The following is a 20,313-nucleotide window of genomic DNA, read 5'->3' on the forward strand; positions in this document are numbered from 1 at the left end:
GACTATAGTAACCAAAATAGAAACTGTAAGCAAGTACATTTTTTTACAGTAAAAAAGGTAGACGTATTATACGCCTACCTTTCAATCATGACACTTCAGTTTTGTTCTTCTTATTTAAATACCAATATACCGGTAGTCCCGTAAAGACAATTCCAATTGATAAGAAACAACTTACTGGATCATTTATAATTGCACTGCCAATTACAAAGAATGAACCTAAAATTGCAACGATTGGTACGATTGGGAATAACGGTACACTGTATGCACGCTCTTTATTTTTATTACGTTTTCTTAAAATGAAGACACCAATAAACGTCATTACATAGAAAATATAAATAATGAATACGGAAATCTCAGATAGCTTATTCGGATCACTAATAATCATTAAAATAATTCCTAAAATGATTTCAACAGTAATCGCATTTGCTGGTGTTTTAAATCTTGGGCTTTCCTTTGCAATAAACTTAGCAAATGGAAGTTGTCCACGTTCTGCCATCGACATCGGGATACGTGGGAACGTTAAAATCTTTCCATTTAAACAACCGAAAATAGAAACGATAATACCGATACTAATAATTTTCCCGCCATATTCTCCAAGTAGCATTCCTGCAGCTGTCGCTGTTGCATTTTCTCCAAGGTCTACAATTTGTGTTGCTGGTAATACATTCAGTAACGCCAAATTAATTAATACGTAAGCAGCTGTTACAATTAAAATCCCAACTGTCATAGCTTTCGGTAATAACTTTGTTGGATTTTTCATCTCTCCGCCAATCGAAGCAAGTAGAATCCAGCCGTCATAAGCAAATAACGTTGCTAAAATTGCCATCCCGATACTCTGATTTTCTGATATTGGCACAACTACGTTAAAGATATCACTATTTCCTTTCCAAAAACCTAACACAACAATTAATACGATTGGAATCATCTTTCCGATTGTCGTAATCGTTTGAACGATACCTCCGTATTTTGTTCCCATACTATTTACAACGCCAAGGAACACAACTGTTCCAATTGCGATTGGTAAATTCCATACTTTATCTAAATAGAAAAAATTAATCATTAAAGAACTAAAGTATAACCCTAATGTTCCAATAATAGCTGGTCCATACACAATCGTTTGCATCCAGCCTGATAAATATCCCCAAAAACTTCCGTAAATCTCCTCTAAATACGTATACAACCCACCATTTTTCGGGATTTGCGCTCCAATTTCAGCTACTGTTAAACCACTTGCTAACGTCAACAGACCACCAATTACCCAAGCAAGAATCGCCATATTAGAACTCCCTGAGTAATCTAATACGCTCCCTGGTTTCATAAACACACCAGATCCAATAATCGTTCCTACTACGATAGAAAGTGCTACCGTTAAACCAATTTTGTTCTTCTCATCATGATGCATGCTGCGTATCCTCCTTCCAATCCTAGTGTGATGCAAAAATGAAATAAAAAAACACTCCTCCCTAAAAAAGGGACGAGTGTTATATTCGTGGTTCCACCCTTGTTTCAATTCGTAAAGTAACACACTTCACCAATTTCTCAAGTCTAAATAACGGTTTTTGCCGGCAAGCAATTACTAGATGTTCGTTCACTGCTGCAGTTCAGAGGTGGTAATCCATTTTTTCGTATTAGGAAGCTCACAGCCAAAGGCTTCCCTCTCTGAGAATCGTAAAAAATTGATCGTGTCCTCATCATCACTTCTTGATGTCGAATTTTGTAGTTATTGTTCATTATATTGAATTGTTAGAAAAAATCAATATATTTTTTTATATAACATACGAAATATTTCTCTTCTTATATTATAACAGAAGTTACGCCACTTCTCTAATTCCCTAAAAATGGTATAATCCATATAGGAGGTGCACCAATAATGATTGCTGTTTTTTGTATCATCGCTACATTTCTTTCTGTTCTATTCGCTATCATGTTCAGGCACAAGTATCCTGGTTATAGCATTTTAGCGGTAGCTATTATACCAGCCGTTTCCTTCTACGTATTGGGTAAATATCAATATACGGAAGTGTTTATTGGTTTTGCAATCTTCTACTGCGTCTTCGGATACATACTAACAATGAAAAGAATTTCAATGCCTCATTAAAAGGGACCGATTTCTACTTATAGAAATCGGCCCTTGCACGTACCTTCCGGTTGCCCACACGAAAGATACGACTTCATTCAATTATTTCTCATCTTTTTTCATAAAAAACTTATGGTGCGGTAAATCAACATTCAATGCCTCTAATTGTTTCTTTTCATTGTCTAAAATCGATTTTGCTTTTGTTTTTGTTGCTTCATCTAATCCCGCAAAGATGTCTTCACGCTTCTCTTTCTCTGGAAGTTTTACACCTAATTTTGTTAATTCTTCTTTTGCTTGCTCATGCGTTAATTTTCCAGATTTCTTTTGCTCTAAAATCGATTTTGCTTTTGTTTTTGTTGCCTCATCTAATCCCGCAAAGATGTCTTCATGCTTCTCTTTCTCTGGAAGTTTCACACCTAGTTTTGTTAATTCTTCTTTTGCTTGCTTATGCGTTAGTTTGCCGGACTTTTCTTGTTCAAAAATTGACTTCACTTGTTCTTTCGCCTGTTCATCTAAGTTAGCAAGCATGTCTTTACGCTTACCCTTCTCCGGCATTTTCACACCTAATTTCGTTAATTCCTCTTGCGCTTGTTCTCGTGTTAATTTTCCGAATTTCTCTTGCTCTAAAATTGACTTCGCTTTCTCTTTCGCCTGTTCATCTAAGTTAGCAAACATGTCTCCATGCTTACCTTTCTCCGGCATTTTCACGCCTAACTTTGTTAATTCCTCTTTTGCTTGTTCTCGTGTTAATTTTCCGGATTTCTCTTGTTCTAAAATGGACTTCGCTTTTTCTTTCGACTGATCATCTAATCCTGTGAACATGTCTTTACGCTTCTCTTTTTCAGGAAGCTTAACACCTAGTTCCTCTAGCTGTTTCTTTGTATCGTCCATAATCGTTTTTACTTTTTGTTTTGTAGCGTCATCTAAATCTTTTTTCACCGTTTTTGTAGCTTGCTCAGCTGCTGAAGTATTCGTTGCCGCGAATGCCGGAATACCGACTCCTCCAATGATTCCGAATGATAAAGCACCTGCAATCGCTAAATACCCAACTGTTTTCTTCTTCATAGGAAATTTCCTCCTTCATATTTCTAATGCATGTACACTTTCGTATACAACGCCTATAGTAATGTTGGTTTCTTAAAATTTCCTTAACACCTTAACAAAAAAACACCGCTCATCATGAGCGGTGCTTTTCTAAGCTTTTTGTAATTGTAATTCTTCACGTTCCATTATTTTTCTTAATACGATTGTTTGTGTCATTGTAAATAAGTTACCTGTTATCCAGTACAACACAAGTCCTGATGGCGCCGCAAATCCCATAAATAAAATCATTGCGGGCATCATAATTTGCTGCATCTTTAGCATCTGTACTTGTTCTCCAGGTGTAATATTCGATTGGAAAACTTTCATTTGAATAAATGTCGTTAATGCTGCAATAATCGGTAATATATGATAAGGATCTGCATGTCCTAAGTTCACCCATAAAAACGAAGATGTGCGAATCTCTTCTGTTCGGCTAATCGCATAATACAAAGCAGAAAAAATCGGCATTTGTATTAATAGTGGCCAGCAACCAGCAAGTGGATTCCAACCGCCTGATTTCATTAGTTCTGACATTTCTTTTTGATACTGTTTTTGTTTTTCAAGGTCTTTGCTTACATCACCGTGTTTTTTCTTTAACTTCTGTAATTCAGGTTGCATTTTTTTCATTTTCGCTTGGCCACGATATTGCGAAACAGCTAATGGAATCATCGCTGAGCGAATAACGAGCGTCATAATAATGATGGCAATCCCGAAGCTTCCACTCGGTATATGATGAGCAACAAATTGAATCATATACGAGATTGGATATACGAAATAATGATCCCAAATCCCAGTACTATGTGCATCAATTGGGGCCGCATTACTGCAACCAGATAAAACAAAAACAAATAATAATGATAAACTAACGAGCACAGCTCGGTATGATTTTAACATGTTCATTCCTCCAATGTTTCGTAATTATTTAGCGAAACATTGGCGTATACGGACCGACCTCGTCATTCTCTTCACTTGATTCTTGTCTGCGTACAGAACGAATCATTCCATATTTATAAAAAATAGAAAATAGCGGTACATTTCCTGCACTATCTTCACATGTATCAACTAACGCAAAAGCTCTTTGTCTACCGCTTGATGCTTGTTGACGCACAAAGCGAGAAACATTAGCAAGGAAGAAAACTTCTAATAAACAAAGTGCCGTCGTTACAAACGATATATATAGAATTGCATCCTGCAATAAAAATTCCATCGCTTCACATCCTTAATAAGGTCATTTTAGCACATTCAACAAACATTCTCTATTTCCTTTTATTTTCAAAAAAAGTATTTTGCATATTTTCTCAAGAAAACAATAATTAAGAAACGTTGTATTCGCTTTCTTTAGCATATTCACACACATCAATGAATAGGCTTGATTTATTAGAAATTTATAAAATTTTTGCATTATAATAAAACTATTGCCAGTTTTTGAAAAAACCTTTATTCTCTTCTTGTAATCAAAAATGAATATGGAGATGAAACATACTATGGGTCAACTAGGAGACGCCGATTACGTTCCCGACACCGCCTTTTTATCCTTCCCAGCAGCTAAAACATTTCACTTAGAATTTATGATACAGTTGGTTGTTATTTTTATAGCTTCTATTTTGTATGCAATTTCTATGAATATGTTTTTTATCCCGCATAATATGATTAGCGGTGGATTCGCTGGTGTAGGGATGATTATCGGTTATTTAATGCACTACAATATCGGTGCACTTATCTTTTTACTAAACATTCCTCTTCTTATTTTAAGTCACTTTTACTTAGGAAAGAAGACAACCTTTTTAACAGCGTACTTTGTAGCTGTATCATCTTTAGCGATGAACATTATCCCGGTACACCAAGTTTCAGACGATATTTTACTTTCTTCTGTATTCGGTGGTGTTATCTGCGGAGCAGCTTCAGGAATTATATTCCGATTTGCTTCTTCAACAGGTGGTTTTGATGTTGTTGGATTGATTGTAGCTAAATATCGAGATGTTTCAATTGGAGCAATCATATTTGTATTCAACTTAATCTTACTTGTAGCAGCAGGTTTTATTTTCGGATGGGATATTACACTTTATACGTTAATTAGTCGATTTGTAGTCAGCAAAGTTATCGACGCTGTGCATACGAAACATATTAAATTAACGATAATGACTATTACAGAAAAAGGCGAGGAAATAAAAAGCGCACTACTACATCACGGCATACGCGGGGTGACAATGGTAGACGCTGTCGGCGGCTATACAAACCATAAGAAAAAAATGATTTACACTGTCGTGACTCGCTATGAGTTAGGCGAAATGAAACGTATTATCCGTCAAGTGGATAACAAAGCATTTATGAACATTACTGAAACAGTTGAAATTGTCGGCCGTTTCAAACGCATATAAAAAGGTTACTAAATTAAAGGGCATAACATATTAGTCATATATAATATGTTATGCCCTTTGTTATTCAACTAACGTACCTTTTAGCATAATAAAATCACTAAGTTTATTACTACAAATCGGAGGATAGCATTCCATATACAATACTATCTGTCCATTCATCTTTATTCCAGAAATCTTGTATGAAATGGGCTTCCTTTCTCATGCCTATGCGTTCACACAATTTTTTTGAAGCTGTATTACGTGCATCAAGATTAGCTTGTATACGATGTACATTATATTCATTAAATAATTTAAATACCAAACTACTTACTGCTTCTGTTGCCAAACCTCTCCCAGCTACTTCATTTGAAAAACTATAACCAATCTCAACAGTATCTTTCATATTTGTGTACCATACGGATAAATCACCAACTACTTTAGTCTTATATATAACTGCCAAACTTAATATTGATTCTTCAGTAAGTACATTATTTGCTAGCTTCTTATTAAATCTTTTCTGCATGTCTTCATGAGTCCACTTATTATGTAATAGGAACTTACATGTATCATCATTATTATAAATAGCAAATACATCCTGTAAATCAGTACTCTTAAAAGGTCTAATTATTAATCTTTCTGTTGTAATCTCCAAGTTAGCTCTCCTCCCCTACATTCATGCCATAAAACATTTTTTATAGTATTTAAGCCTCCTTCTTAAATCTCATCTTGATTACATATTTCATCATAGTAAATTAAAATCCTTCTTCCGCTAAACTGCACCGTTAATGGTATTTCCTTGCGCTTTTTATTTTTTTACACTTATTACAAAATCAGATAATTCTATTATTGTGTCCCTAAATGTGTTATAATGAAAACAGACTCACAAAAAAGAGTATATAGACTTGGAAGTTTCTCATATTTTACAAGCAAAAAGAAACGAGAAGTCGGGTATATTTCAGTCACCATACACGTAACGGTTTAAAAACCGATCATCTTAGTTATTCTTCACTGATCTTTTTATAAAAAGATACGTACAACTAAAATTCACTTCAATATACTATACCTACCTTTTTGACTTCCAAATCATCTTATTACATAGGGAGATGAACATATGAATCAATATATACGATATACAATAGCTGTCCTGTTTGCTATTATCGGCGGAACAATCTGTTTTTGGACAAACACTCAGCTTGGAGAGAATATCATTTTTAATGGAATCGAAACACTTGTAAGCGCTTCAATTTTAGGCGGATACATTTTCTTCCTCTTCAATCCAGAAGAAAATGCACAAAAAACAATGTTATTAACAATGATCGGAATCGTTGGTGGATGTATTTCCTACTCAATGACTAACTATACATTACCACTTCAATTAAGCTCAGCTTTCTTCCACGGTCTATGGACTTGGTTCATTGCATTCTGCTTAGCAGACGTATTCAACCTATTACAAGACAATGAAGAAGATAGCGGTCGCCAAATTGAAAGTAACTCGTAAGCTGGAAGATATTCTTCCAGCTTTTTTATGTTGTTTTGCAGACCCCGTCACCATAATAAAAAGAAGCTGCTCTACAGCAACTCCTTCCCTATATACCCCATCTGGTAATCGCCGGAATATATCAGCGATTTCTCCACTTATATCGGCGATTTCTCCACTTATATCAGCGATTTTTTCATTATATCGACGTTTCGACACAGGATATCGATTTACCGACATCCTTCGACACTAAAGACGTACAACATACCCTATCCCCCAAGCAATTTACTGCCGAACTCTACGATTAAAAAGATAATTAATAAGATCGCGAGTATTTTTAATGCTACATACGCTACTTTAAAAACAGCATAAATGAGCAAGACGATTAAAATAATCGTTAAAATTTCCATCTAGAATTCCTCCAAGCTTTGCTCTTCATATCTTATTTTACTCGCCCCACACTTTTTATGGAACGGCATAAGACGACATAGAAAAAAGAGGATACCTCACCCATCGTAAGATACCCTCTTCTTTATCTGCTCAAACCATTCTCTCTCTAATTGTAAATATCCCATTTCACTATTCTCAGCATTCTTCAATTCTTCATCAGCTTTCTTCATATAAGTACGTGAAGCTTCTAGATCATTCTCTGCATATTTAACGATCGCTTGTGTACGATAATACCCATGTAAGTCTATTTTTGTAATAGCCTTTGCATGCTCCTTCGATTCCCCCAATGAAAGACTTTCCTTCTGATACAGAACTTTATATAAAAGGTACCAACTATGAAAACTACTAACGAAAAACTTATTTTCTTTCGTTACAGGTAGTTGAACAATTTGTTTTATATACGGTATTGCTCTTTCCATTCCTTCTTGATCAGCTCTGGCATAAAAAACGAGCATAAGTCCGCTCATTATATCTCTTATACTTTTATTTTCTTTTAATTTTTCCTCACTAAGTTCTATTAATCTCTTATCCCAATCTTTCGGCCTTTTATAACTAAATAACTCACTTGATACTTGAATATTATATAAATGCTGCTTCGCCTTTTCATCATCTTTAATTAAAATAAGAAATTGCATACCATCACTCAAAAACGTTCCTTTTATCGGTACGATTGTAGCTGCAAAAATGACAAAGTGTAAAACAGAAAAATATAAGAGATATTGATAATAACTCACCATGTATATGTAACCGAAAGTAATACCAAATAGTAAACTCGTAATCGGTCCACCTAAAGTGAGCCATGCCCATTTTTTCGAAAGATTCGGTGTCTCTATAGAAGGAGGCACTAGCATCGCCACGCCTCCAAAGTACATCCACAATTTATTTTCACGAATGCGTACTTTCCCCTTCTCTTTTTGAAAAGTAATCGGCCCTACTGTCATAAATTTAAAATTCAAACCACCTATTAAACCAAACACTACATGTCCTAGCTCATGAATAGCTAGCACCAATAAAAAAATTCCAAATAATGCCCATATATCCAACATTACTTCTAATTTCTCAGTTCGGATTACTCCGTATAAAATGGACAAAACTAACGCCGCCGTCATAGAACCAGCTGGCCTTCTTAAAATATCCACCTTTTTCTCCCCTTAATAAATCATTTTTCTCTGCATTTCGTACATGAATTTTCCGAGATGCAATATCCAAATAAACGAGATTAAGCCAATTAATACAAAATCGATATCACTAGCCGCTGTATAAATAACGGCAGCCCACCATACATATGCCAATATTGTATTCGTAAATTCATATGCTTTATATCCAGCCTCATGCACAATGTGCTTTAATCCTTCATCTGCGTTTTTCGTCCACATTTTCATAGATTCCATATATGTTACACCTTGTTCAGGATATAGCTTGTTATAACGATTTTTTGTTATGAGCCCACTAATCACTACAATAGTTAAGCAAACAATAGAAGCTACTAAATTCCACACTGCAAATGAAACATTTGTATCCTGCAACAATGCACGTCTACATGTAATAACTGCATATACAAACCATGCCTGCGTAACTATATCACCTACACGTAAATATATACTTATAATGCCTAATTTTCTGCCTTGTACACTCTCTTCTTCATCGCGTGCCTCCGCTAACATACGTGTATTCTTCCAAGTGTAGTACATCATTAAGATTCCAAAAATTGTACATACACCTATAAATGTATTAGATGATAATTTTCTCGGTTCATCCGAGAGTAAATTTAAAACTATATAAGATGTTAAAAAGCCACCGATCATACTTAATGCTATTTTCCCCACAAAATCAAATTGTTTTTTTCGTTTACTCTTCATCGTCCTCTTCCCCCTCCACTAACGTGAATATTTCCTCCACTGGTACATTGAAAATGTGTGCAATTTTTAACGACAATACAATTGATGGTGCATAATCTCCTCGCTCAATTAAACTAATCGTTTGTCTTGATGATCCAATCGCTTTCCCTAAATCCCCTTGTGATAAACGATGCTTTGCTCGCAATTCCCTCACTCGATTTTGAAGCTTCATGTCTTCCCTCTTTTTCATTTATTTAATTAAAATTGTAAATAATATCCTTATAATTGTCAATTATAATTGTCATTTTGACGTTAATAATTGTCAATTATAACCTATTGAATTTTAAACTAAGAAACAAACAAAAACTTATTAAAATGAAAAAGGCAGTGCTTTTGCACTGCCTTCCTAAATTTTGACATAGAATGGATTTCATATTAACTTGCGTTTTGTAAAAGTACTCGTTTTAACTGTTTGCGGAAACGAACTCCTAACGTAATTGCTACAATCACAATCACTCCAAAAATGATTTTACCGATGTGACCTTCTAACGCTCCAAAAATATCATGTAAGTTGCCACCTAACCAGTAACCACCGATTAAGAAGAACGATACCCAAAATAGAGCACCTGAGTAAATTGTAATCGCAAAGCGACGGAATGGTAAGTTAATAATTCCTGCAAAGTATCCTGTAAAGTGACGTACACCAGGAATAAAGAAACCGATAAAAATTAGGAAGTATCCATACTTATCAAACCACATTCTTGTTAAGTCGATTTTTCTTTGTGTTAAAAATACGTATTTCCCATACTTTTGAACAAAGGGCATACCTAATTTATTTCCTAAAAAGTATTGAATCGTCATTCCTACACTTGTCCCAATAAAGGATAGGATAATTAAAATCGGTAAACTTAAATCACCCTTATGTGCTAAAAATCCCGCATAAGCTAACGTTGGCTCTCCCGGAAACGGAAGTGCAATATATTCTAACAGCAAACCAACAAGTACAACATAGTACCCGTATTGCTGAAATAATTCATGAATCCATTCCATGTCATCTCTCCTTTCAATCACGTGCAACTTCTTACTAATATTGTATAAAAAAATTGTCGAAATAACTATCACAATAGCTTACATTTTTATTACATTTTTGTAAGGCTCACACTAAAACTTTCTGTTCTTTATTTCCTTCTATTTACTTTCATTCAAAAACAATTCAACAAATATATACCGTACGAAACTGAGGGCTTAATATGCATATTTTATCCATTTTTTAACACTTAAAAATCGTTATATTTTGTTCTTAATAAAAAACCACTACAAACTCATACGAACTTCATATTAGCTTCATATACGTATTGTAAGATTATATCGGAATTTGTTGAAAAATTTAACCAATAAATGACTAAGCATTAATTTGAATAAATATGAATAGCTTTTCGAAATTGAAAAAAGGGTGAATAAGAAATGGAAGCTTATAAAATGCACGATTTTATTAATACAAATGTTGAATCTCATCAAAATGAAACCGTTTTTAATTTACACATATGTGAAACAAGTGAATTTGACGTAAGTTTAACAAAATCTACTACACTATCTTTTATCGTTTCAAAAAAGAACATTAAAATTGTCACGAAAAAATGGATTAATTCAAATCAAGAAAGCATGATTGGCAAAAGCTATATCATTCCAACGAAAGCTTTTCACTACTTCTTACCAATTATTTCTGAAACTGAAGATGAATTAAATATTCAAGTTCAAAGCTTTGGACTACATGGTGAACTTTTATTAAATGAAAGATTACTTATTGATAAAAACAACAAATACAATGCCAAAATTACTACTTTCTTTGAAACATTAGATGAAAATGTAAATAAAGTATTACGAGGATTGCAAATTCATTGTATGTAAGACTACTACAATAGTAAAAAGGAGAATATAATGAAAAAACTATTATTAAGCGCACTATTATCATTAGGATTTTTAACTATTCCATTCACAAATGCTGAGGCAGCTACAACAAATGATCAGCTTATCGTGAATACACAGTTAAATAAAATGGATTATTATCAAAACGGAAAATTCATAAAGAGTTTTACTGTCGCTACTGGAAAAGCAGCTACTCCTACACCTAAAGGTACTTTTCAAATCGTAAATAAAATTAAAAATCGTCCTTATTATACAGGAAAAATTAAAGGCGGCGATCCACGTAATCCACTTGGTGACCGTTGGCTCGGACTAAACATGGCAGGAACTTACGGAACAACTTATGCGATTCATGGTACGAACAATAATCAGGCCATTGGTAAGTGGACAACACTAGGTTGTATTCGTATGTATAACAATGATATACACTGGTTATTTGAGCGTATTCCCCAGCAAGCTACTGTCACTGTAAAATAACCTCAAAGCGCGATTTACGTGTAGCCAAGAATTTTATGTCTTGGCTTATTTTATTTCTTCATTTACAGTAGCAAAACAACTGTATTTACATATATAATAGGAATAGATTGTGTTAAATAACATCCAAACATTGATAAACATGGATATTAAAATTATACAGTTATAATATTTTATAAATTTTACAATACATACTATAATAGAATTACTGTAATTCTTAAATATTCAGTTTCACTAAACAACTCCCCTTGCTACTTTCATGATTATTTTATGGCGGGGGCTTATTATATGTATAAACAATCTGAGTCATCGGAAAAATGATGAATTCGAATATTGCAGTTAAAAGCGTTATTTAGGAGGTGTTACTATGACGCATATACTGGTGATTGAAGACAACCCAGATATACAAGAACTGATTCGTGAATTTCTAATGGCACAAAACTTTACCGTTGATGTTGTTGGCGCTGGAACAGAAGGTATACTTCTTTTCCAAAAAAATTCATACGATCTTGTCCTCCTTGATGTGATGTTACCAGATATAGATGGCTATAGTATTTGTAAAATTATGCGAGGACAATCTGATGTACCAATCATTATGTTAACAGGCTTACATAATGAAGAAAGTGAAATTAAAGGATTTGAGTTAGGTATTGATGACTATATTACGAAACCGTTCCATTACACCGTATTTATTAAACGTGTAGAAGCCGTATTAAGAAGGGCAGCAACGAAGGAAGCCGAAGCTGCAACTATACTACAATTCCATGAATTGATGTTAAATTCTACAGCATATGCCGCTTATGTTCATGGTAATCAAATTGAATTGACAACAAAGGAATTTGAAATTATTTATACTTTACTGCAAAATCGAGGAAAAGTATTATCAAGAAGTGATTTGCTGAATAAGGTATGGGGCTATGAACATTATGGTGATGTAAGAGTTATAGATACACATATTAAAAACTTACGAAAAAAATTAGGAATTCCTTATATTAAAACGGTGAAAGGCATTGGCTACAAAATCGAATCGTAGCAAAGACAACATCACCAAAAATATTTTCATCAAAACCTTATTATTTTGTATTCTTTTATCACTTTGTCTTTATCAAATTATTTACTTCTTAGCTTCAGACTACGATAAAGAACGTTTTGCGAAAGAAACTGGAATGCTGACTACAGAACAAGCGGATTCAGATAAACAAAACGACCAAAGTAAAACGAATCAAAATAAAGCTGTATCACAGGGAGACATTTTTAATTTCCAATCTTCTATTATAGATTATAAATCACTCTCTACAGCTATCAATCACCTTTTGCAGCCTAGCCAAACTGCAAAAGCAAAAGAACATACTCAAAACATTTCGGGGAAAAATAGCGCTTCTGCTCCGCTTACAGAAACGGAAAAGCAAGTCGCTACTAATGATGCCTTACATAAACAAAATGCAGCAAGTAAAGCAAATGATGCACAAGATAATCCAAAATTAACAGATGTACTGCAGCAATTAGCTCCACATATTGGCGCAACAATGCTTGCACTCTCTCTGCTCGGATCTTTAATTTATGCAAAACTAATTGCTAAACCTTTTCAATATATGAGTGATGCTTTAAAAGATATCATGAATCTTGATTTCTCAGATAAAAAGCTACTTAGCAAAAATACTGATCAAACAGATTTTAATTTGCAAGTAGCTGCTTCACAAGTACCAAATATAGTGAAGAATTTACATGCAAGCAATCAAGATTTAAGAAATGAACTCAAAAAGGAACAACAATTAGAACAATCTCGTAAAGAATTTATGTCTATGGTTTCCCATGAATTAAAAACACCAATCGCAGCCGTTATGGGACAACTAGATGGCATGATTCACGGAATTGGAGCTTATAAAGATAGAGATAAATATTTAAAACGTTCCTATGAAATGATGCAAGACATTAACATATTAACGGAAAAAATGTCGGAATTATCCAAAATACAAAACCCTCAATTTAAACCTGATTTAAAAGTTATCTCATTAACTAATATTATTGAGGATGTTATGAAGAAAGTAGATTATTTCGTATCTGTAAAGCAATTAAATGTTCAATCTAACATTAAACAAGATGTACAAGTTTTAGCTGATCCTAAATTTATTCAAACTGCTATTTTCAACATTATTTCAAATGCAATTCATTATACAATTGACCATCAGCATGTATATATAAAGCTTTATGAAAAGCCTAACGGTTACGCATTAGAAGTATTAAATACAGGTTCACAAATAGATGAAGATAAACTTGCCCATTTATTTGAGCCATTCTATCGCGCAAATCCTGACAAACATGGCTTAGTACAAGGTAGTGGTCTTGGGTTATACATTGTAAAACAAATACTAGATAAACATCAGTTTCCTTATGGGATACAAAACACACCTCAAGGTGTAAAATGTTCTATTGTATTCCCGAAGGCAATGTAAAAACCTACTACAATTTCATACCCCAAATTCATACTTCGTATGAGTGGCGGAATTTTGTAGAGTATCTTACTCTGTTTCGTTCGCCCGTTATCCTTATTTGGATAGCGGGCGTTTTTTATTATTTAAAAGGAGGATTTTCATGGAGAAATTTAAGTATTCATTACTCGTTTTATTCGGAGCTTGTAGCTACGGCGTGCTTTCAACTATTTTCAAACTCGGATTTATTGATGGATTTTCAGCACATCAACTATTAGGAGGACAATATGTCTTCGGATGGGTTGGGCTTCTTCTACTCGTTCTTTTCGTTTCACGTCATAAAGTAACAAAAAAACAATTCTTCTCCTTACTAACAGTTGGCACAACAATGAGTATGACTGGTATTTTCTACGCTATTTCTGTAGAAGAACTACCAGCATCTATCGCTGTCGTCCTACTTTTCCAGTTCACATGGATTGGTGTTGTTATTGAAGCAATTGCAAATCGAACATTTCCAAGCCGTGAAAAAGTTATATCTATCATTATTTTATTTGCTGGTACATTGTTTGCAGGTGGTGTCTTTGAAGGTCTCGGACAAAACTTTTCCATGAAGGGTATTATCTTTGGTCTATTAGCCGCTGTCTCTTTTTCATTCTATGTTTTTGCAAGTGGGCGTGTTGCTACAGAAGTTCCGCCTTATACAAAAAGCTTTCTTATGACAACAAGTGCTACTCTTATCGTATGCCTATTCTTCCCGCCGACCTTTTTAACAGATGGTGCCCTGCAAGCTGGTCTTTGGAAATATGCTTTCTTCCTCGGCTTGTTCGGTGTTGTCGTACCTGTCATTTGTTTTTCAATTGGCGTACCGAAAGTAGGAACAGGACTTGGTACAATACTAGGAGCAGCTGAATTACCAACAGCCATTATCGCTTCTATTACACTTGTACATGAAGTCGTAACATTCATGCAGTGGATTGGGATAATCTTTATACTACTTGGGATTTTCACTCCTCAGCTACTTACGGCTAGGAAAGAAAAGAAACATAGTAGCGTGCATAGTGCATAACAAAAGACCTTTCATTTACTTGAAAGGTCTTTTTCTCTATCTCACTTTACCGCTCCATATAGTTTCTCTATCTCACACTCAATTTGTTTTACATCGATTCGTTCAAATAGCGGCTGCACACTATCAATTCTATTCGGCAACGTATTTTGTGGTTCCCAATTTTGTTTCACAATCGACAATGTTTTTCTAACTCTTTCACTTGAAAATGGTAAAAACGGTTCAAGGAGATTTGCAAAATTAGCGATAAGATAAACACAGTTATACATCGTTTCTTCACATGAAATGGAATCATCTTCTCTTTGTTTCCACGGCTGCCTTTCATCAAAGTATTTATTTGCAAAACGTACTGCATCAAATATTGATTCTAGCGCCACTTTAAATTTAGTTTGCTCAATTGCCTCTCCTACATTTTTATATAATCCTTCTACTTTATCTTTCAGCTCTACATCAATACTTCCCTTCGGCAGGATACCACCATAATATTTTTCAATAAACTTTAATGTCCGGTTCACAAAGTTCCCGTATGCACCTAACAATTCACTATTATGACTGTAAATGAATTCACGCCATGAAAAGTCAGTGTCACGATTTTCTGGTGCATTGACTGTTAAAAAGTAACGAATAGAATCTGGATCATATCTTTCCAATATATCAGGCACCCATACTGCCCAGTTTTTACTTGTCGATAATTTTCTTTTTTCAACTGTTAAATATTCATTCGAAACGATATGACGAGGAATTGCCCCTTCTCCTATTCCAAGCAATACCGCTGGCCAAATGATAGAATGAAACGGAATATTATCCTTTCCGTGCACATAATATGTTTTCGCTTCTTTATCCCAAAACTCTTGATCATCTTTCCCTGTTTCTTCAGCCCAATGTTTACTCGCTGAATAATACCCTGTCACCGCTTCAATCCATACGTAAATTTTCTTATCTTCATACCCTTCTACTGGAATTGGTACCCCAATTGGTAAATCACGTGACACTGCCCTATCTTGTAACCCTTCTTTTACATATCTTTCTGTTAGCTGAATTGCATTGTCACGCCATGTTCCTTTTTGTTTTGCGATTTCTACAGACTCTTTAATTTGGTGCTGAAATGTATGCAATGCGAAATAGAAATGTTCTGTTTCCTGTACTGATGGCGTACTACCACATAACTTACATTTCTTGTCTAACAAATCAAGTGGATCTAAAATAGCAGAACACGCATCACATTGATCTCCTCTTGCTGCTTCATGACAGTGCGGGCAAATTCCTTCTACATAACGATCAGGTAAAAACTGCGTACACGTTTCACAATATGCTTGTTCCACTGTTTTTTTATAAATGTAGCCTTCTTCTAATAAACGTGAAAAAACTTTTTGAACCGTTTCATGATGGTGCTCACTATCCGTACGTGTATAGCAATCATACGTAAAACCTAAATCCTGAAAACATCGCTCAAATTCTTCATGATACTTATCAGCAATTTTCTTCGCCGTCACCCCTTCTTGTTTTGCCCTAATTGCAATCGGTGTTCCATTACAATCACTTCCCGAAACATACAATACATTCTCACCTTTTGCCCGGTAATAACGTGCCAAAATATCTCCAGGTAACAAACTCGCAATATGTCCAAGATGTAACGAACCATTTGCATACGGCCAAGCGCCTCCAATAAAAATACTCATCTTATATTCCTCCTTTAAAATATAAAAAGCCCCGCCCTTATCTTAAAAAAGATAAGGGCGGGGCTTTATAAACAGTCGCGGTACCACCTTATTTTGCCAATTACTCACATAATTAGCCTTAACAAGTACGGAGCTATATGCTCTTATACTGTGGTTTTGATAACGAGTACCAACTCTCGTCGCCGCCTACTATTACCATTTGATAAGTTCAGGACGAAGCTCAAAGGCCATTGTTCAAATGAATATTCTTGCTTCTTCTCAGCTACCGAAGCTCTCTGGAAAGAATGTGTTCATCCTACTTTTCCTTTTCAACGCTTTTACGTATAACATGTATTGTACGACTTAATCACAGAAAAATCAAACTTTTATCCAGAAAGAAAAGGAAATCCCATCCCCCTGCCGAATAACTATACGTTCATAAAAGGAGTGATACGATTGAATCAAAAACAACTAAGCACACGTAATGAAAAAAGCTGGAATGCAGCTGCTTATGAAGCTTGGACGAATCGCCACGGGGCGCCAGCTGATTATGCGAAAAAGCTCATAGAAAATCCTATGCGCGAGGTAGATCACTATTTACCTTACATACAATCTCCAAAAGGAAAACGTATTATTAATTTACTCGGGTCAAAAGGAAATAAAGCCGTCTCTCTCGCTCTTTTAGGAGCTGACGTAACGGTTGTTGATATTTCAGCAAGTAATGCAAAATATGCAAATGAACTTGCCGAAGCAGCCGGTGTCTCTATCCAGTATGTCGTTTCTGATGTATTAAATGTCCAGCTATCCGAATCGTTCGATATCGTATTGCTAGAACTCGGTGTACTTCATTACTTTCTGGACTTAAAGCCACTCTTCCAAAAAATTGCTACCTTACTTAAGCCAGAGGGAATGCTTATCCTTCGTGACTATCATCCTGTTTATACTAAATTATTAGGAGTAGACCACCCATCATTTCAGGCCAATGGAAATTATTTCGATGAAGAATTAATTGAAGATGATGTTGCTTATAGCATCCTTCTTACAGAAGCGCAGAAAGAATCGTTACCTAAAACAACCATCCGTCGCTGGACGTTAGGAGAAATTATTACAACACTTGCGGAAGAACGTTTTATAATTGAAAAACTAGTTGAAGAACACGGGTCGCATCAAAGATGGGTCTTCCCTTCTACTGCACCGGAAGGAATTGAAGAGCAAATACCTGGTCTATATACATTAATTGCGACAGCATGCAAAAAAGGATCCCTTCACGGATAGGATCCTTTTTGCATGCTCACGCATATAAGTTGAGGTTGGAGATTACCATAATTCTGTAGAATAGGACACAAGATATTTCAACATTTCGTCTCTGACTTACGTCGTCAAAAAGGGGTATGACCAACATAACGAAGAGTAATGTCCATAGTTGATACTGATAATCGTTATCAACTAATTAGAAGTATACATGATGTTATTTCAAATTACAATAGTATTTCTAATTTTTATTTATGAACTTTTTGATATACAAATGTATACATTTTAAGAACATTTGCTCATATCAATCTGCCATCTTCCATTATCTGCTATAATTTTCATTGAACAGATTAATAACTTCATAATGATGTTTTTATTAATTCTGCTCTTAATATTTATAAATTATAATAAATAGTTTTTAAAGGTAGGGGTAACGATGAAATATGTTAGTATTCGAAAAAAACTACTGTTCACACTCTTAAGTATTTCTTCTTTATTTAGCATCGCTCTTATTGTTATTCTTTCATTCGCCATGAACCAAGCAAGTGAAATTGAAACGTTAAAAAATGATGTATCCAAAAGAGCAACAATTTTAAAAGAACGTGGCGATTGGTTCCAAGCACAAGTTGCTGGTTTACAAGAATATTTACTGTCACATGATCAAAAAGGATTAGATAAATTCAACCGAGAAGGAAAGAAACTAGCTGATACTAGAGAAAAAGTAACAAGTGATAAAAAACTTCCAGAAGGAATGAAAGAAGCCATTTTAATGGGAGGAAAATGGCGAAGCGTCATAGATAATGAAGTCCTCCCTCTCGCTCGCGAAGGAAAATGGGACGAAGCATCCAAAATCGCTTTAACTCAAACCGATTATGTAAATGACCTTTTAGGTCGTTTTACGAAATATACAAATGAAGAAAATGATAAACGTGACGCATTAATTGCTGACGTAGAGTCTTCTTCATCCCTTATTCAATATATTATTTTCTTCTCACTTATTACATGTACAGTAACGTCGATTTTATTAGCATGGTGGTTCTCTGGTAAACTCGTTAAACCGATACGACAAATTGATGAGAAATTAAAAGAATTAGCTTCTCAAGATGGCGATTTAACTGCTAGATTGCACGTAACGAGTAAAGATGAAATTGGTGATATCGCCAATTCCTTTAATCAAATGCTCGCTAACTTACAACGTATAATAAAACAAGTGCAACAAACATCAACAAGTGTAAAAGAAGCGTCTGAAAATGTGTTTATCGAAACAACTGCTTCTATGGAAAATACAGCAAAAACTCAAGAAACTATGAATGCTCTTGAGCATAATATTCGTTCACAAGTCTCCAGCATCGAGGAAAGTTCAACTGCAATGGATGATATGACAACCAGTGTTCAGCGTATTGCAGAATCTGCCTCTTCTGTTGCTAGCCTAGCTGTTACAGCTTCAGAAAAAGCAGATAGTGGGAATAAAGTCATTGAGAAATCTATTACACAAATGCATACCATTAACGAAGCTGTTAACGCTACATCACAAGTAGTAGAGCGACTCATTACACATACAAATCACATTGATACTGCACTTCAATCCATTTCTAATATCGCGGAACAAACAAATTTACTCGCTTTAAATGCTTCCATTGAAGCGGCCCGTGCTGGTGAACATGGAAAAGGATTCGCTGTTGTTGCTGATGAAGTTCGAAAACTTGCTGAACAATCTCAGCTAGCAGCAACTGATATTAACCATTTACTTCATCAAATTCAAGCAGATACAAAAATAGCAAATGAAATGATGACACAAGGCCAGTCAGAAGCTTCTGAAGGCATTACAGTCATTCGTACCGCTGGATCTTCATTCTCAGAAATTGTTAACCATATTAATAAAGTCTCTACACAAATGCAAGAAATGTCTGCAACTGCTGAAGAAATGGCCGCAAGTTCTGAAGAAATGAACGCTTCACTTAATAACATCGCTTCTATTTCAAATGAAGTTGCCGCCGAAACATCACAAACAGCAACTTCAGCTGGTGACCAAGTAAACAAAATGAGTGTCGTTGCTAAAAAAGCGTCTGAAATGAAAACAACTGTACAAGAACTTGAAGTTCTCGTTTCCCATTTCAAGACAAACGTTTAAAGCAAAATTTTCATTTATACTTCTATGAGTTCCAAATTATTAAAAAGAGAGATTTACAGTCTCTCTTTTTTCACCTTAAAATATCTCTTTCTATCTCTCATT

22 protein-coding genes and 2 other annotated features are annotated in these 20,313 nt (G+C 34.8%); of the genes, 10 read left to right on the plus strand and 12 right to left on the minus strand.

The annotated features are described in order from the left end of the window. Nucleotides 1-85: 85 nt before the first annotated feature. A complete protein-coding gene (locus DN390_RS01005; protein WP_060632783.1) occupies nucleotides 86-1,402 on the minus strand; it encodes an APC family permease in 1,317 nt (438 codons plus the stop codon). 65 nt (nucleotides 1,403-1,467) lie between these two features. Beyond that, nucleotides 1,468-1,704: a binding site (T-box leader), on the minus strand. A 166-nt stretch (nucleotides 1,705-1,870) separates the two neighbouring features. On the opposite strand from DN390_RS01005, the gene DN390_RS01010 reads away from it, so the two are divergent. Beyond that, entirely contained in the window at nucleotides 1,871-2,098 is a 228-nt protein-coding gene (locus DN390_RS01010) for a hypothetical protein (protein WP_060632784.1), read from the plus strand. 81 nt (nucleotides 2,099-2,179) lie between these two features. On the opposite strand, the gene DN390_RS01015 is transcribed toward DN390_RS01010, so the two are convergent. The 3 genes from DN390_RS01015 to DN390_RS01025 all read right to left on the minus strand — a co-directional run bounded on the left by DN390_RS01015 (nucleotide 2,180) and on the right by DN390_RS01025 (nucleotide 4,367). Beyond that, nucleotides 2,180-3,142, minus strand: a complete 963-nt coding sequence (locus DN390_RS01015; RefSeq protein WP_147806388.1) for a hypothetical protein — start codon at nucleotides 3,140-3,142, stop codon at nucleotides 2,180-2,182. A gap of 129 nt (nucleotides 3,143-3,271) precedes the next feature. Continuing rightward, the gene (gene yidC, locus DN390_RS01020) at nucleotides 3,272-4,054 is read right to left on the minus strand and encodes a membrane protein insertase YidC (RefSeq protein WP_147806389.1); all 783 of its coding nucleotides are present in this window, start codon (nucleotides 4,052-4,054) and stop codon (nucleotides 3,272-3,274) included. 28 nt (nucleotides 4,055-4,082) lie between these two features. Then, a complete protein-coding gene (locus DN390_RS01025) occupies nucleotides 4,083-4,367 on the minus strand; it encodes a hypothetical protein (protein ID WP_000394930.1) in 285 nt (94 codons plus the stop codon). Between the two features lie 277 nt (nucleotides 4,368-4,644). On the opposite strand from DN390_RS01025, the gene DN390_RS01030 reads away from it, so the two are divergent. Further along, nucleotides 4,645-5,538 (plus strand): YitT family protein, encoded by an 894-nt coding sequence (locus DN390_RS01030; RefSeq protein WP_000530044.1) that lies wholly within the window; start codon nucleotides 4,645-4,647, stop codon nucleotides 5,536-5,538. A 109-nt stretch (nucleotides 5,539-5,647) separates the two neighbouring features. Here DN390_RS01030 and DN390_RS01035 read toward each other — a convergent pair whose 3' ends face one another. Continuing rightward, a complete protein-coding gene (locus DN390_RS01035; protein ID WP_147806390.1) occupies nucleotides 5,648-6,169 on the minus strand; it encodes a GNAT family N-acetyltransferase in 522 nt (173 codons plus the stop codon). A gap of 459 nt (nucleotides 6,170-6,628) precedes the next feature. Here DN390_RS01035 and DN390_RS01040 point away from each other — a divergent pair, with 459 nt between their 5' ends. Continuing rightward, complete coding sequence (locus DN390_RS01040) at nucleotides 6,629-7,015, plus strand: DUF3938 domain-containing protein (protein ID WP_048528260.1); 387 nt, start codon at nucleotides 6,629-6,631, stop codon at nucleotides 7,013-7,015. On the opposite strand, the gene DN390_RS30540 is transcribed toward DN390_RS01040, so the two are convergent. The 6 genes from DN390_RS30540 to DN390_RS01070 form a co-directional block, all read right to left on the minus strand. After that, complete coding sequence (locus DN390_RS30540; protein ID WP_179955722.1) at nucleotides 6,965-7,234, minus strand: hypothetical protein; 270 nt, start codon at nucleotides 7,232-7,234, stop codon at nucleotides 6,965-6,967. The two genes, DN390_RS01040 and DN390_RS30540, sit on opposite strands and share 51 nt — an antisense overlap. A 29-nt stretch (nucleotides 7,235-7,263) precedes the next feature. Further along, complete coding sequence (locus tag DN390_RS01050) at nucleotides 7,264-7,404, minus strand: DUF3985 family protein (protein WP_000404782.1); 141 nt, start codon at nucleotides 7,402-7,404, stop codon at nucleotides 7,264-7,266. Between the two features lie 96 nt (nucleotides 7,405-7,500). Beyond that, nucleotides 7,501-8,553 carry a M50 family metallopeptidase gene (locus tag DN390_RS01055; protein WP_147806509.1) on the minus strand — a complete coding sequence of 351 codons (1,053 nt, stop codon included), beginning with the start codon at nucleotides 8,551-8,553 and terminating at the stop codon, nucleotides 7,501-7,503. Nucleotides 8,554-8,595: 42 nt separating this feature from the next. After that, nucleotides 8,596-9,303, minus strand: coding sequence for a DUF3169 family protein (locus DN390_RS01060; RefSeq protein ID WP_147806391.1), 708 nt, complete (start codon nucleotides 9,301-9,303; stop codon nucleotides 8,596-8,598). Continuing rightward, on the minus strand, nucleotides 9,293-9,514 hold the full coding sequence (locus DN390_RS01065; protein ID WP_000776157.1) for a helix-turn-helix transcriptional regulator: 222 nt from the start codon (nucleotides 9,512-9,514) through the stop codon (nucleotides 9,293-9,295). The genes DN390_RS01060 and DN390_RS01065 overlap by 11 nt, the downstream gene beginning before the upstream one ends. A gap of 203 nt (nucleotides 9,515-9,717) precedes the next feature. Continuing rightward, complete coding sequence (locus tag DN390_RS01070; RefSeq protein WP_147806392.1) at nucleotides 9,718-10,332, minus strand: DedA family protein; 615 nt, start codon at nucleotides 10,330-10,332, stop codon at nucleotides 9,718-9,720. A gap of 414 nt (nucleotides 10,333-10,746) precedes the next feature. Here DN390_RS01070 and DN390_RS01075 point away from each other — a divergent pair, with 414 nt between their 5' ends. The 5 genes from DN390_RS01075 (at nucleotide 10,747) to DN390_RS01095 (ending at nucleotide 15,174) form a co-directional block, all read left to right on the plus strand. Next, the gene (locus tag DN390_RS01075) at nucleotides 10,747-11,190 is read left to right on the plus strand and encodes a DUF3978 domain-containing protein (RefSeq protein WP_000388760.1); all 444 of its coding nucleotides are present in this window, start codon (nucleotides 10,747-10,749) and stop codon (nucleotides 11,188-11,190) included. 30 nt (nucleotides 11,191-11,220) lie between these two features. Further along, nucleotides 11,221-11,682 (plus strand): L,D-transpeptidase, encoded by a 462-nt coding sequence (locus tag DN390_RS01080; RefSeq protein WP_000735052.1) that lies wholly within the window; start codon nucleotides 11,221-11,223, stop codon nucleotides 11,680-11,682. Between the two features lie 364 nt (nucleotides 11,683-12,046). Then, entirely contained in the window at nucleotides 12,047-12,712 is a 666-nt protein-coding gene (locus tag DN390_RS01085) for a response regulator transcription factor (protein ID WP_000148833.1), read from the plus strand. After that, nucleotides 12,690-14,132, plus strand: coding sequence for a sensor histidine kinase (locus DN390_RS01090; RefSeq protein ID WP_147806393.1), 1,443 nt, complete (start codon nucleotides 12,690-12,692; stop codon nucleotides 14,130-14,132). The genes DN390_RS01085 and DN390_RS01090 overlap by 23 nt, the downstream gene beginning before the upstream one ends. 139 nt (nucleotides 14,133-14,271) lie before the next feature. Next, nucleotides 14,272-15,174, plus strand: coding sequence for an EamA family transporter (locus tag DN390_RS01095; protein ID WP_060632791.1), 903 nt, complete (start codon nucleotides 14,272-14,274; stop codon nucleotides 15,172-15,174). 41 nt (nucleotides 15,175-15,215) lie between these two features. Here DN390_RS01095 and metG read toward each other — a convergent pair whose 3' ends face one another. Next, the gene (gene metG, locus DN390_RS01100) at nucleotides 15,216-16,850 is read right to left on the minus strand and encodes a methionine--tRNA ligase (protein ID WP_147806394.1); all 1,635 of its coding nucleotides are present in this window, start codon (nucleotides 16,848-16,850) and stop codon (nucleotides 15,216-15,218) included. A gap of 50 nt (nucleotides 16,851-16,900) precedes the next feature. Further along, nucleotides 16,901-17,171: a binding site (T-box leader), on the minus strand. A 114-nt stretch (nucleotides 17,172-17,285) separates the two neighbouring features. On the opposite strand from metG, the gene DN390_RS01105 reads away from it, so the two are divergent. Both DN390_RS01105 and DN390_RS01110 read left to right on the plus strand, forming a co-directional pair. Continuing rightward, nucleotides 17,286-18,104 carry a class I SAM-dependent methyltransferase gene (locus tag DN390_RS01105; RefSeq protein WP_147806395.1) on the plus strand — a complete coding sequence of 273 codons (819 nt, stop codon included), beginning with the start codon at nucleotides 17,286-17,288 and terminating at the stop codon, nucleotides 18,102-18,104. A gap of 412 nt (nucleotides 18,105-18,516) precedes the next feature. Then, nucleotides 18,517-20,211, plus strand: a complete 1,695-nt coding sequence (locus tag DN390_RS01110; RefSeq protein ID WP_147806396.1) for a methyl-accepting chemotaxis protein — start codon at nucleotides 18,517-18,519, stop codon at nucleotides 20,209-20,211. Nucleotides 20,212-20,313 lie beyond the last annotated feature (102 nt).

This window comes from Bacillus sp. SH7-1 (assembly GCF_008042405.1).
Taxonomy (GTDB): domain Bacteria; phylum Bacillota; class Bacilli; order Bacillales; family Bacillaceae_G; genus Bacillus_A; species Bacillus_A thuringiensis_N.

What these genes read in the sequence shown, in the direction of transcription:
- metG (WP_147806394.1), bottom strand. Translation starts at nt 16,850, where the DNA reads ATGAGTATTTTTATTGGAGGCGCTTGGCCGTATGCAAATGGTTCGTTA.
- DN390_RS01010 (WP_060632784.1), top strand. Translation starts at nt 1,871, where the DNA reads ATGATTGCTGTTTTTTGTATCATCGCTACATTTCTTTCTGTTCTATTC.
- DN390_RS01110 (WP_147806396.1), top strand. Translation starts at nt 18,517, where the DNA reads ATGAAATATGTTAGTATTCGAAAAAAACTACTGTTCACACTCTTAAGT.
- DN390_RS01065 (WP_000776157.1), bottom strand. Translation starts at nt 9,514, where the DNA reads ATGAAGCTTCAAAATCGAGTGAGGGAATTGCGAGCAAAGCATCGTTTA.
- DN390_RS30540 (WP_179955722.1), bottom strand. Translation starts at nt 7,234, where the DNA reads ATGTCGGTAAATCGATATCCTGTGTCGAAACGTCGATATAATGAAAAA.
- DN390_RS01060 (WP_147806391.1), bottom strand. Translation starts at nt 9,303, where the DNA reads ATGAAGAGTAAACGAAAAAAACAATTTGATTTTGTGGGGAAAATAGCA.
- yidC (WP_147806389.1), bottom strand. Translation starts at nt 4,054, where the DNA reads ATGTTAAAATCATACCGAGCTGTGCTCGTTAGTTTATCATTATTATTT.
- DN390_RS01075 (WP_000388760.1), top strand. Translation starts at nt 10,747, where the DNA reads ATGGAAGCTTATAAAATGCACGATTTTATTAATACAAATGTTGAATCT.
- DN390_RS01095 (WP_060632791.1), top strand. Translation starts at nt 14,272, where the DNA reads ATGGAGAAATTTAAGTATTCATTACTCGTTTTATTCGGAGCTTGTAGC.
- DN390_RS01005 (WP_060632783.1), bottom strand. Translation starts at nt 1,402, where the DNA reads ATGCATCATGATGAGAAGAACAAAATTGGTTTAACGGTAGCACTTTCT.
- DN390_RS01030 (WP_000530044.1), top strand. Translation starts at nt 4,645, where the DNA reads ATGGGTCAACTAGGAGACGCCGATTACGTTCCCGACACCGCCTTTTTA.
- DN390_RS01040 (WP_048528260.1), top strand. Translation starts at nt 6,629, where the DNA reads ATGAATCAATATATACGATATACAATAGCTGTCCTGTTTGCTATTATC.
- DN390_RS01015 (WP_147806388.1), bottom strand. Translation starts at nt 3,142, where the DNA reads ATGAAGAAGAAAACAGTTGGGTATTTAGCGATTGCAGGTGCTTTATCA.
- DN390_RS01070 (WP_147806392.1), bottom strand. Translation starts at nt 10,332, where the DNA reads ATGGAATGGATTCATGAATTATTTCAGCAATACGGGTACTATGTTGTA.
- DN390_RS01050 (WP_000404782.1), bottom strand. Translation starts at nt 7,404, where the DNA reads ATGGAAATTTTAACGATTATTTTAATCGTCTTGCTCATTTATGCTGTT.
- DN390_RS01085 (WP_000148833.1), top strand. Translation starts at nt 12,047, where the DNA reads ATGACGCATATACTGGTGATTGAAGACAACCCAGATATACAAGAACTG.
- DN390_RS01080 (WP_000735052.1), top strand. Translation starts at nt 11,221, where the DNA reads ATGAAAAAACTATTATTAAGCGCACTATTATCATTAGGATTTTTAACT.
- DN390_RS01025 (WP_000394930.1), bottom strand. Translation starts at nt 4,367, where the DNA reads ATGGAATTTTTATTGCAGGATGCAATTCTATATATATCGTTTGTAACG.
- DN390_RS01055 (WP_147806509.1), bottom strand. Translation starts at nt 8,553, where the DNA reads ATGACGGCGGCGTTAGTTTTGTCCATTTTATACGGAGTAATCCGAACT.